Source organism: Bacillus sp. SG-1, from assembly GCF_000181495.1.
In the GTDB taxonomy this organism is placed as follows: domain Bacteria; phylum Bacillota; class Bacilli; order Bacillales; family Bacillaceae_B; genus Rossellomorea.
Map to the genome: position 1 here is coordinate 1 of NZ_ABCF01000073.1, position 12697 is coordinate 12697.

The window sequence follows — 12697 nt, forward strand, 5'->3', positions numbered from 1 at the left end:
TTTCTTTAATTTGTGTAATATCAAGCATGGAAATGCCTCCTCTATCCAATATGTAAGCCTTCCTTTACCATTCTACATGAAAACTCACTTGATAAAAAGCTAAGCTGGTTCCCACGCGGGATTTTCGACTGGACCAGTATGTCACCTATATACACAACAAATCCGGCTCCCAATATGAAAGCCGGACTAGATTAATTTTCTCTCATAACAATATCTACAATGTGCTGCCAGGTCGCCTTCTCTAATACATCCATCGGTTTTCCGTCCCCGATGACTCCGTAACCAACCATGGCTCCTCCAACGAGACTTCCGGCAAGGAGAGCAACAAAAAGAAGGATTCGCAGCCAGATCGGAAGAAGACGGATCCGTACCCACTTGCCCGGCTTTTCTTCAGCACTGTTTTTCTTTTTATTCTTTTTTTCTGCTTTGATTTCTTCTCTTGTTTTACTATCTTGCAGAATCTCTTTTTCAGTCATTGTCTTTTAACTCCTTTTACCGGATCCCGTTTATGAGTCCCATCATCTGGTCTGCCATCGAGATGGAACGGCTTTGGAATTGATAAGCCCGCTGGACATTGAGCATATCCGTCATTTCTTTTCCTATATCCACATTCGATCCTTCCAATGTGCTCTGGGCAAGGCCAATATTATCTCTTAATGCACCCTCGAGACTGGTAAGGATTTCATTTTCATTAACACCGAAGCCTTGAAGATCATCTGGAAGCCCCAATAGGTTCTGACCGACTTGCTGCATAAACTGCGGCTTTTCCACTGATACTATTCCAAGATTAAAGGGTGTACCGCCAATAGTCAACTGGCCGCTGTCCCCCAGGCTGATATCCTGGCTATTCATTTCGGCTTCAGTAAAGGTGATAAAATTATCATTCTCATCCAGGACTGCATGCCCTTGTCCATTCACAAGCATCATCTCGCCATTGCCTATCGGGTTTGCATAGAAAGCTCCGTCTCTAGTATAACGGACATCCGCCCCGTCTTCCCCTTGAACCAGCACTTTAAAGAACTGATTCCTTGAGGTGAGGGCAAAGTCAAGGCTTCTACCGGTTGCCTTAAGGGCACCTTGAGCCAGGTTGATTTCAGACTGGGCAAGTTTGGCTCCCACTCCTTGTCGAATTCCTCCAGGAGTCAGACGCGTATTGGCATCTTTTTCACCTTTAAGGTTACTGACCTGCTGGAATAACAATTCAGAGAACATCGCTTCTCTGCGCTTGTAGCCGTTAGTGTCACTGTTTGCAAGGTTATGCCCGATAATATCCATTTGCTTTTGAAGCTGATTCAGCGTATTTGTAGCCCCTATCATTGTACGGTTCATCGGTCAGTCCCCTTCCTTTTTATGTTTAGCCATTGACCCGGCCTATTTCATTCACTGCTTTTTCCATACTTCTGTCATACGCCTGCAGGATTTTTTGGTTGGCTTCAAAGGCTCTGTAAGCTGTCATCATATCTGTCATCGTTCTGGCAGTGTCTACATTGGAACGCTCGATAAAACCCTGCTGCATGTTAAAAGTTGCTCCACTGTTATAGGCATCGGCTAAAGGCTCGTTGTCTTCCGTCCTGAAAAGCCCGTCTCCTTCTTTCGCCAGCCGATTGGCATTCACTGTAAAGCCAGTACCCAGTCGACCTGTTTCAACTTCATCAACAAGTATCCGTCCATCTTCAGCTATTTTAAAATTATCCGATGGCAATTGAATTCGCTGTCCTTCTGTATCCAGTACATATAGACCGCTCGCTGACGTCAAGTAGCCTTGTCCATCCAAGGTAAAGTTACCATTTCGAGTATATCGAGGTGCTCCATCTGCACCTTCCAAGGTGAAAAACACCCCTCCTGGAAGACCAGTTTCGGGGTCAGCCGGAATATTTCCGTCAACCAAAGCAATATCCGTCAGTCTTTCCGTTTCTTGAAGGTCTCCCTGCATAAATGCCGGAATTGTTTCCTGCATATATACACCTGAATTCAATCCCCCTACCTGTCGGGATATCGGCAGACTAAGACCATTCTGGGTCGGAATATTCTGCTGCTGGCCTTGCAAGGCCAACAGCATCTCAGGAAAGGCCTTCATCGAAGACCGATCCGCTTTATACCCAGGAGTATTGGCATTGGAAAGGTTGTTTGACAGCATTTCCGTCTTTCTCTGCTGAGACAGCATTCCGGAAGCCACTGTATAAAATCCGCGCAGCATATTGGGCACCTCTTTTTACGTTCATTTTTATCTTCTTTTATTATATCGGACCGTTGTATAAAATGTTATGTGTTTATTTTAATTGGATGTTTTTGGTTAAATCAGCCGATTTTTCTTCTGCTGATTCTATCGATATTCTCAAGCATGATGCCTGTACCGATGGCCACACAGTCCATTGGGTTTTCTGCTACTAGTACAGGTACTTTCAATTCTTCAGCCAGTAACTGATCAATTCCATGTAAAAGAGCTCCTCCGCCTGTAAGGATGACGCCTCTGTCGATGATATCCGCAGATAGTTCCGGCGGTGTTTTCTCAAGGACGTTCTTAGCAGCTTGTACAATGACCGCTACGGACTCACGAAGAGCTCCTTCAATTTCTGATGATTTGACAGTGATTGTTCTTGGAAGACCTGAAACCATGTCACGGCCGCGGATTTCCATTGACTCATCACGCGATCCAGGAAATACCGTTCCGATGTTGATTTTGATTTCTTCGGCTGTACGGTCACCAATCAACAGTTTGTATTCTTTTTTGATATAGCTCAGGATTTCTGCGTCGAACTTATCGCCGGCCATTTTAATGGAAGAGGCTGTTACAATGTCGCCCATGGAAAGGACCGCAACGTCTGTCGTTCCGCCTCCGATGTCGACTACCATGTTACCGTAAGGCTGGAATATATCCATACCCGCTCCGATGGCTGCCACTTTCGGCTCTTCTTCGAGGTAAACCTTCTTACCGCCGCTTTTTTCAGCCGCTTCTCTGATCGCCTTTTGTTCAACGCTTGTAATGTTCGTAGGGCAGCAGATAAGGATGCGCGGCTTGGAAAGGAAGCCTTTCACATTCAACTTGTTGATGAAATGCTTTAACATAGCCTCTGTTACATCAAAGTCAGCGATGACGCCGTCTTTCAAGGGACGCATTGCTGCAATGTTTCCAGGTGTACGGCCGACCATGCGTCTCGCTTCTTCACCGACAGCCAGGACTCTGTTGTTATTACGGTCGATTGCCACCACGGAAGGTTCGTTCAAAACAATCCCCTTGCCTTTAACATGTATCAATACGTTAGCTGTACCTAAATCAATTCCAATATCTTTCGCAAACATCTATTTCTGTTCTCCCTTCTTCATTTCAACGCGTTCATTTTAGTCATTCAAATATATTTTCAAAGAAGTATCGTTGTTGGTTTAATCACTCAAAAACAGGGAATAGAAAAAACTTCACCTAATTTATTATTTTACCATATATATGTCGAAAATAGGTACTAATTGTCTAATCAATGTCAAGAAAAAAACATTTTTGAAAAAGAACTGCCATATCATTTATTTCCATAGAATCGTTTTCAAAAGTGTATATGAGACAGTGATTTTCATACTCTTTTCGCAGGCTTTGATTAGATCGGAAGGTATGTGACTCCCGCGGGATTAGCGGAACTTCCAGAGCACAAAGCCTCTTGGCACTGCATATCTTGAGCGGATCAAAATAAAATAAAATAAAAGTACCAGGTATCATAACTGCCTTGATACCTGGTACTTCCTAATTAATTTCAAGCTCATCTTTTTTGTACTTCTTCTTGGTTGCTTCGCCTCCGCGGAGATGGCGGATTGATTTATGATAATCGAGGATATCTTTTACTTCGTTTGCAAGTTCCGGATTGATTTCAGGCAATCGCTCTGTCAGGTCTTTATGAACGGTACTTTTCGATACGCCAAACTCCTTCGCGATGACGCGAACGGTTTTCTTTGTCTCCACGATATATTTACCTATCTTTACTGTTCTCTCTTTGATGTAATCGTGCACACCACTCTACCTCCCTAAATTGGATGGAGAAGTGTGAAATGAGACTCGTTCTTGCTTAAATATCTGCTGGGTAACCGCATTCCTGCATATTTGCGGCAGAAAGCTTTATTTACAGCTTATCGGCTTTCTACAATTACAACATATGAACATGACGTTGGCACTTTGCTCTGTCTGAAATAACGACTCTTCACCTCAAACACTCTCTTTTTTGTCAGGTTTGTATCATTTTATTAAGCATGGTCAAGATATATGCACGAAAAAGTGAATAAGGACAAGTGTATAGTCGATATTTTCTGAATTCTTTAGCGGTTGATGTTAATTAGGGCTTCTCATGTAGGAAACACCTCTTATTTACCAGAAAAAGAAATTTAAAATGAATGGTCATACGAGACGAATAAACAGGGTTATTTCCCGAGAAATTTGTCGATGGAAAAAGGCTCGTCCTTTATGACTTTGTATCCCTTTATTTTCTCTTCCATGAGAGCATGCCTTAAGACACCTTTCTGCCTCTGCCCTACGCTCCCTCTTAAAAAATAGACTTCTCCTTTCCTTAATTCCGGACATCTTCATAAAAAAGGGCAGTACCCCTTCCCCCGCGAACAAGGGATGAAGGAGTACTGCCTGCTTTCAGCTCTCTTTACTTGCTAATTGTAGTCTCGTCATTGATCCAGACTTCCCCGTCCTTGAACGTCATTTGTTCAGGATAGCGGAGGTCGATGACTTCTTCCTGGATCTTCTGCGATGGTGCTTTAGTGGACAGTGACACAATGATGTTTGTCAGGAATGCTGCAGCTGCGCCGAACACACCTGCTCCCGTATCGATAATGCCAAACATCGTGATTCCTGCTCTTGCAAGGAAGATATAGGTCAGAGTCACACCAAGACCGACGAGCAGTCCAGAAATGACCCCTGCTGCGTTCGAGCGCTTCCACCATACACCAAGTACGAGTGCCGGGAAGAATGTTCCGGAAGCGAGCGCAAAGGCCCAGGCAACGATCTGTGTGATAACTCCCGGCGGGTTCAAGGCAACCAACCCGGCAAGCACAGTAGCGATAACGATTGACCAACGCGCTACTGCAAGGCGATTCTTTTCTGAAGCTGTCGGTTTGAATACACGGTAGTAGATATCATGGGCGAAAGAAGATGAAATGGCGATCATCAATCCTCCTGCAGTCGATAATGCGGCTGCCATCGCACCGGCAGCGACCAAGCCGATGACGAATACTCCAAGATTTGCAATCTCTGGTGTCGCCATAACAACAATATCATTAGAAATGACGAGCTCCGTCCATTGGAGGATTCCATCACCGTTGGCATCTGCAATCTGCAGTTTGCCTGTATCCACCCATGAAGTTGTCCAGCTTGGAAGTTCACTGATCTTCTGACCAGCTACCTTCGTCATTAAAATAAAACGTGAGAAGGCCGCATAAGCTGGTGCTGATAGATATAGAAGTCCAATGAACAATAATGCCCAAGCCCCTGACCAGCGGGCAGCTTTCATTGTAGATACCGTATAGAAACGGACGATAACATGCGGAAGACCCGCTGTACCGGCCATCAATGTAAACATTAATGCTATGAACTGCCACTTGGTTCCATTCGTGAATGGAGCAAAATATTCAGATATACCAAGTTCCCTGTCGAGTTCACCCATTTTACCGATAAGCTCACCGTACGAAATCCAAGGAAGCGGATTGCTTGTCAGCTGCAGACTCATGAAAATGACTGGGATCAGATAGGCAGTGATCAAAATGATATACTGAGCCACCTGCGTCCACGTAATCCCCTTCATCCCCCCAAAAGCTGCATAAAAGGCAATCAGGACGACTCCAATCACCGTTCCAAGCTTAGCATCAATTTCAAACAGACGTCCGATAACCACTCCAGAACCGGATAACTGACCGATTGAATACGTAAAGGAAATGATAATCGTACACAGAGCTGCAATGACACGGGCTGTATGGCTGTTATACCGGTCTCCAATGAATTCCGGCACCGTATAGCGTCCATATTTACGAAGCTGCGGTGCAAGCAGGAACGTCAACAGCAGATAGCCGCCTGTCCATCCCATGATATAGGCAAGACCGTCATACCCAAGTATCATGATGGTCCCGGCCAAACCGATAAACGAAGCTGCACTCATCCAATCAGCTCCAATGGCCATCCCGTTAAATACCGGTGGAACCCCCCGCCCTGCAACATAGAAATCAGAGGTGGCTTTCGCCTTGTTATAAACTGCAATTCCAATATACAGTGCAAAAGTAGCTAATATAATGGCAGTTGACACAATAAACTGTAGATCCATTTTGGTCCCCCTTATCTTTCCATCAAGTTATTGATAAAGCGTTTTCATTTCTGAAGTCTCTTTTATTGAAAATAAATGATTAAAGCGAAAGGTGCATGATCTCCTGCGGGACCAGCGGGACGTCTAGTATCAGCGCCCAGCCCCTCGGGGTCAAATAACCCTGAGAGAATAAAAGGTAAGACCAAGGTTACGTACCCATTGGAACGTAACCCCGCAGGCGCAGCCGAGGAGGCTCACCGCCCGCCCCGCAGAGTCACGCACCTGGAGCGGAAGTCTTTTAAAACAGCTTGCAGAATCAATGATCCAGCGTCTTTCCATAGCTTAAACTTTCATTCTTGCTTTCATCGATTCCATATTTTTTATCGATAGAATCGCTTACTTTGGCATTAACGAAAAGGAGTATTATAAAAATAACAATTGCACCTTGCGCTCCCATAAAGTAATGGAAAGGATAGCCGTTGATTGTTAAACCTTTCAGGCTGCCCGCAAACAGAACCACACCAAAAGACGACAGGAAGCCAACGATTAAATAAAGCATAATGTACCGGTTCTTTTCCTTAAAATATTGATCTGCTTTACCCTTCTCAATCTTTTTCATTTAAATCCTCCTTCTTATGACAAACTGAAAATAAACTTAACCGTGTCAATGAGTGGCAAGGGGACCAGAACAACCTGGAGCGCTCCATAACCGAATAAACTAATGAACGGAATAGCCAGGAAGAAAACTCTTCTTTTTTTAAGAGCGAGTATAAGACATACTGCCGTGATGAGTATAAAGCAAAAATAAACTAGCAACCTTTTACCTCCTTCCAGCTTCCAATTAAATATTATTAAATATTCAGAATATTTATTTATAGAGTTATTATTAACAGTTTATGTCATTTAGTCAAGCTGTTTTTTTAGACACGATTGGCCCCTTTATACTGTCCGTTTGCCTAATGCTTTTCTAAGATACTATTAACGAGAGAACTTGATTATTTATATTGGACAAATTGCTTTTCCCTTATAATATTGGGAAAGTCGAATTTCCCCGGAAATTTTTGCTCATGGATTATAGGTACGTCTAGTTCCCGCTGCAGCGGAATCATTAGAAGCAAACCGCCACACACAAAAAGGGTTGTCCTTTTACTGGACAACCCTTCGTTTATATTATTCTTCGTCTGAACTGCTATCTTCTGTACCTTCGTCTGCATTCTTTTCAGAATCATTGTTTTCTGATCCACTTTCATCAGCAGAATCAGAACCCTCTTCGCTTTGACTGTCAGCAGCATCAGGAACATCTGTTTCTTCCTGATCTTCAGCCTGACTGTCATCAGTTGCAGGTGTTTCATCGAAAGATACTTCTTGAAGTGTAGCTAGAGACTTATTTACATATTCTTGTGGATTCACAGCGACATTGTCTTTACGGATTTCAAAATGCACATGCACTCCAGCTTTTTCGTTAAACAAACTTTGGCCTGCTGTTGCAAGTTTTTGACCTTGTTCAACTGCATCTCCAACTTCAACCGCAAAGTCCTTAACTGATTGGTAACGAGTCACAATTCCTTTTCCATGCTCAACTTCAATCATGTTTCCAAGCAACGAATCCTCTTGAACCTTTGTTACTGTACCGCTCATAGCCGCGAGGACGTCAAAATCTTTTCCTCCCAGAGAAATGTCGATACCTTGGTTTGGATGATATTGATTGTCGTAGACAACCAATGCAGCTTCCTGCTCTTCTTCTGAAGCGTTGACATCGTAGAATCCTTTTTCGATGACGACTTCATTTCCATCGGCTACTGGTAGTACAAAATTCTCCATTGTCCGGTTGACTTCGACTGCAGGACGATCAAACTGATTACCTGTTGGAACATCCTCTTCATAACCTAGGTTTTGTTCCTCTGCAACATCATTTCCAGCTGCTTGATACCATAGGATTGCTGTAATAATGATTGCTGCACTTGCCAAATAGATTGCTGGGTATGCCCAACGTTTTTTAAAAAATTTCTGAGAAGGTTGTTTCTTTTCTTCCTCTCTCATTTTCATCACCTCAGCAATCATTCTGAACACTTTGAAAAAAATATATACATCTCCTAGAAAAAAATTTTTACTTCTTATCATTCGACAAACAATTTATAAATATGTATGTTTTATCACAATTTCTTATTTTGTATGGAAGAAAACTGGGGAGGTGGTAAAATAATCAGAAAGATAATTTCTTTAAGGAAGGATTACTTCATGAGTAAATTGATTAAATGGGGACTGACTGTGGCTCCTTTTCTATACATGGCTTTAATTTGGTATATGTCGAGCAATCCGGATGATATGATCATTAGAATGGAACACGATCAATTCGACCGGATCTTTAAAGAGTCCCTTCACCTGATTGAGTTTGCGATTCTCTATATACTCTTTGTCTTAGCTTTGCTCGCCCACAATCGTTTAACATATACTGCGAGTTTCATTGCTGCAATGGTTGCAGGATTTTACGGCTTGACGGATGAAATACATCAATCCTTTGTGCCTTACCGTTCCGCGACACTTATAGATGCCGTTAAGGACCTTCTCGGAGTAGCGGTTTGTCTGGCAATCGTGAACCGCACTTACTTTAAGAATAAAATGCATCCGATTGCCAGGGGGATGGAATGGTTTCGGTTTAAGATGACGAAAACAAACTGAGAGCAGAGTGTTTGGGTATATAACTATCCAGTTGCTGTGAGCCTGACTGTTTCACTGCCGGTACCATAACCTTGAATCTTACCTGCTTAAGGGGACGGGATAGCACCGGCAAGTAAATAATCCAAAAGTGAACAAATGACCAGGAGGAGGGGCTCTTTAGCTAGATACCTTCCTTTTGCCCTGGCAAGTTTGTGGGTTAATAGAATTTTGATGATGCAATATATGTTGATTGGAGCGGAAGGTTGTGACCTCCTTCGGGATTAGCGGGACGTCTATTATCGGCACCCAGCCCCTCCAGGTCACGCACCTGGAGCGGAGATCAGTTTTGATTATAACAATGTTACGAAAGAGCTTATATAAAATAAGGAGCTGCCGTTGCTGGCAGCTCCTTTCCTTTGTTTATTTTTTTGCGGTAAACTGCTTCAGAATACTATCCGACGAACTAATCGTAATGTCTTTATAGTAGTGAGTTACGATATCTTCGTATGTCTTTCCTTCCTTCGCCATCCCGTTTGCGCCGTATTGGCTCATCCCGACTCCGTGGCCAAAGCCCTTCGTGGTGATGACGATATGCTCACCTTTCCGATACCACGTGAAATCAGAGGATCGCAAGTCCAGCCTCTCCCTGATCTCTCTCCCTGTAAACTCCTTGCCGCTGATGACCACACTGCCAACACGCTGTCCCGGGGTTCTATCTGTGATCGTCCCCACTGAACCATCCCCTCCAAGGGTAATGCCCAGCTTTTCCTGAAACTCTGCCACAGGAATGACTTTTTGTGCATTGAATTTCGGTGATTCTTTATCCCATGGGCTTTCCACGCTTTTTAGATAAGGCACTTCATTTGTCCAATAGGCCTCAGAATTCTCTGTAAAACCATTGCTGGTAGAGAAGAACTGTGCTGATATCGGGTTACCCTCATATGTCAGGATCTTCCCCTTTGTTTCGAGAACGGCCTCTGTAATTTTGTCGATTTTCCATTGATAGTCGGCCCCCCATTGCTGCTGGAGTTCTGCAATGTTTTTGTATACCTGGTGAGTCACAGTATCCGTTACATCCGCACCTTCAGGAAGATTTGCATCCTTGTTCATCATTTGGTTAACGATAAAGGTTCTTGCTGTCAGCGCTTGTGCTTTCAAGGCCTCTATTTCAAAATCTGCAGGCATCTCCCCTGCCACGACTCCAATCACATATTGTTCTAATGGAAGCTTTTCAATTATTTCTTTTCCTGACCTGAATACAGCTACCTCCACTGAGTTTTCTAGAAGTGCAGCGGTATCAGGTTTCGGGTTTGTCTTTTCATCCAGCTCACTGCTTGCTTCATCGCCTGCAAAAGGAAGGACAACAAGTGTGGGTACTAGAAATGTAACGGCCATTAGAATTGCGACTGTAATGATTACTGGTTTGAACTGGTTCATGTCCGATGCCTCCATATGAATGATTAAAGCGAAGAAGCCTCCACTTCTCCACCTCAATTCATATGTATGGCATTGGACAAGCAATTATAACTTTAGAATGGAGAAAATTTGAAGTTATCGGACGGGGCTTTCACACTTTAAAGCATTAAGAGGGACAGTCCCTCTTTCCGCTTTAACGCATTAAAGCAGTTGAGCAAGTTATTTTATATCAAGGGGGATTTGTGTTATTCTGAAAATTGAAAAAAGCTCTGCGGATACAGAGCTTTTTCAAAGATCTATTTATGCATTTAGGTCTGTAATGATTTGTTCGTTAGCTGTAACGTCGTTCTCTTCTTCCACTTCAGTGACACGCTCAATGTCTGCTCCAAGCGCTTCCAGTTTTTTATGGAAGTCTACGTAGCCGCGGTCTAAGTGGTGAAGCTCAGTTACACGTGTGTATCCTTCAGCAACCAGTCCTGCAATAGTCAGCGCTGCTGCTGCACGCAGGTCAGTTGCACCGACTTCTGCACCTTGAAGGGTGACAGGTCCGTTAATGATCACAGAACGTCCTTCAATCTTGATATCTGCGTTCATACGTCGGAACTCTTCCACGTGCATGAAACGGTTTTCGAATACAGTTTCAGAAATAACGCTTGTTCCTTCTGCACGAAGCAGCAGAGCCATCATTTGAGACTGCATGTCAGTCGGGAATCCTGGGTGAGGCATTGTCTTGATATCAATCGGTTTTAATTTTTCAGGACCGATGACTCTCAAGCCTTCTGCTTCCTCAATGATTGTTACACCCATCTCTTCCATCTTCGCAACAAGAGAAGACATGTGCTCTGCAATCGCACCTTTTACAAGGACATTTCCTTGAGTGATGGCAGCAGCAACCATGAATGTACCTGCTTCGATTCTGTCAGGGATAATGTTGTGCTCTACACCATACAGGCGCTCTACACCTTCAATACGAATTGTACCTGTTCCTGCACCTTTTACGTTTGCTCCCATTTTGTTCAGGAAGTTTGCAAGGTCCACGATTTCAGGTTCTTTTGCAACGTTCTCCAGCACAGTTGTGCCTTCCGCTAGTACAGCGGCCATCATGATGTTTTCTGTTGCTCCCACACTTGGGAAGTCCAGATAAACTTTCGCACCCTTCAGCCTGCCGTCAACTTCTGCTTCAATGAAGCCGTTGCCGACCTTCACTTTAGCGCCCATTGCTTCAAAACCTTTAAGGTGCTGATCGATCGGCCTTGATCCGATGGCACAGCCGCCTGGGAGTGCTACACGGGCACGGCCTGTTCTTCCGAGTAATGAACCCATTACAAGGACAGACGCACGCATCTTGCGAACATATTCAAATGGAGCTTCTACAAATAACTCTCTTGATGCGTCAACAGTAACTTCGTTATTTGAAAATGTAACATCTGTATTTAAATGACGTAATACTTCATTGATAGTATATACATCGGAGAGAGTTGGTACATCCTTAATGACACTCTTTCCTTCACTAGCTAATAATGTAGCAGCGATCACAGGCAAAACAGCATTTTTAGCACCTTCTGCTTTTACAGTACCGTTAAGACTCTGGCCGCCGCGGACGATGATTTTTTCCAAGAGTATTCCCCTCCGCGTCCAATTTCTCTATATTAATATTCAATCGTAAGGATGGGTGTGCCAATGACAAAGTTTGTCTTTGTGCCCAATCCTTTCTTCCGTAGGCTTAGTTGTAAGTTCATGTATTGATGTTCCGTTGGCATTCTTTGGTCAAATTTATTAGAAAAAGCCGATATAGAATAAAAATCGTGTTCTTTTAATGATTCCAACTCATTTGCGTCTAAAATAGAAAGTAACTTGTCTGATTGCTTGGATAAAACTCCGTCAAGTGTATCACTGAATTCGCCTTTGATACAAGAGAAAATCAAAGGTTCTCCTGCAAAAAGATCTTTCATTTTTGGAAAGTAATGGTCTTGAATAGTCTGTTTCGTAAGATGATTCCATTCGAATCCGCGGAATTCGTATATCATATACGACTGGTGATGATTGTCAACTTCCATCGTCACCACTTTGATAATCTCTACCCCGGTTTCATGCTGGTTTAAACCTTTTAATTCATAACCTGCATGATTTGGGTTATAAACCCAACTAAAGTCCGGGTTTTCTTTTTGCATATTTTCAACGTATGTTGTAAAACCTTTATCCGTAGAGAATTTTAAGTTTTCCCTTGCATTTAGAGACCATTCAGTGATACGTCCGTCCGTTTGTTCTACAGCATCGGCAAGTCTTTCTATATCTAAAACTTGATTGGATGCATTAGTATATTTCCCGCTTATCACGACCATAAA

The 12697-nt window shown here is 43.3% G+C and carries 12 protein-coding genes; 1 reads left to right on the forward strand and 11 read right to left on the reverse strand.

What is annotated here, in order from left to right; translation table 11 throughout:
• Positions 1-191 precede the first annotated feature (191 nt).
• From BSG1_RS16760 to BSG1_RS16805, 8 genes are all read right to left on the reverse strand, one after another.
• Positions 192-476 carry a DNA-directed RNA polymerase subunit beta gene (locus BSG1_RS16760; protein ID WP_006838363.1) on the reverse strand — a complete coding sequence of 95 codons (285 nt, stop codon included), beginning with the start codon at positions 474-476 and terminating at the stop codon, positions 192-194.
• 16 nt (positions 477-492) lie between these two features.
• Entirely contained in the window at positions 493-1329 is an 837-nt protein-coding gene (locus BSG1_RS16765) for a flagellar hook-basal body protein (protein ID WP_006838364.1), read from the reverse strand.
• A gap of 25 nt (positions 1330-1354) precedes the next feature.
• On the reverse strand, positions 1355-2197 hold the full coding sequence (locus BSG1_RS16770; RefSeq protein ID WP_006838365.1) for a flagellar hook-basal body protein: 843 nt from the start codon (positions 2195-2197) through the stop codon (positions 1355-1357).
• 101 nt (positions 2198-2298) lie between these two features.
• Positions 2299-3300 (reverse strand): rod shape-determining protein, encoded by a 1002-nt coding sequence (locus tag BSG1_RS16775; protein ID WP_006838366.1) that lies wholly within the window; start codon positions 3298-3300, stop codon positions 2299-2301.
• A 430-nt stretch (positions 3301-3730) separates the two neighbouring features.
• Positions 3731-3994 carry a sporulation transcriptional regulator SpoIIID gene (gene spoIIID, locus BSG1_RS16785; RefSeq protein WP_006838368.1) on the reverse strand — a complete coding sequence of 88 codons (264 nt, stop codon included), beginning with the start codon at positions 3992-3994 and terminating at the stop codon, positions 3731-3733.
• 637 nt (positions 3995-4631) lie between these two features.
• Entirely contained in the window at positions 4632-6299 is a 1668-nt protein-coding gene (locus BSG1_RS16790) for a sodium:solute symporter family protein (RefSeq protein WP_006838370.1), read from the reverse strand.
• 295 nt (positions 6300-6594) lie between these two features.
• Complete coding sequence (locus BSG1_RS16795; RefSeq protein WP_006838371.1) at positions 6595-6897, reverse strand: DUF4212 domain-containing protein; 303 nt, start codon at positions 6895-6897, stop codon at positions 6595-6597.
• Between the two features lie 551 nt (positions 6898-7448).
• Positions 7449-8318: a M23 family metallopeptidase gene (locus BSG1_RS16805; RefSeq protein ID WP_044023073.1), complete on the reverse strand. Its 870-nt coding sequence runs from the start codon at positions 8316-8318 to the stop codon at positions 7449-7451.
• Between the two features lie 198 nt (positions 8319-8516).
• On the opposite strand from BSG1_RS16805, the gene BSG1_RS16810 reads away from it, so the two are divergent.
• Positions 8517-8957: a VanZ family protein gene (locus BSG1_RS16810; protein ID WP_044023070.1), complete on the forward strand. Its 441-nt coding sequence runs from the start codon at positions 8517-8519 to the stop codon at positions 8955-8957.
• A 399-nt stretch (positions 8958-9356) separates the two neighbouring features.
• Here BSG1_RS16810 and spoIID read toward each other — a convergent pair whose 3' ends face one another.
• From spoIID to BSG1_RS16825, 3 genes are all read right to left on the reverse strand, one after another.
• On the reverse strand, positions 9357-10373 hold the full coding sequence (gene spoIID / locus BSG1_RS16815) for a stage II sporulation protein D (protein ID WP_044023071.1): 1017 nt from the start codon (positions 10371-10373) through the stop codon (positions 9357-9359).
• Between the two features lie 279 nt (positions 10374-10652).
• The gene (murA, locus tag BSG1_RS16820) at positions 10653-11969 is read right to left on the reverse strand and encodes a UDP-N-acetylglucosamine 1-carboxyvinyltransferase (protein WP_006838376.1); all 1317 of its coding nucleotides are present in this window, start codon (positions 11967-11969) and stop codon (positions 10653-10655) included.
• A gap of 32 nt (positions 11970-12001) precedes the next feature.
• Positions 12002-12697 (reverse strand): YwmB family TATA-box binding protein (locus BSG1_RS16825; protein WP_006838377.1); only part of this gene is annotated, 696 nt, incomplete at its 5' end.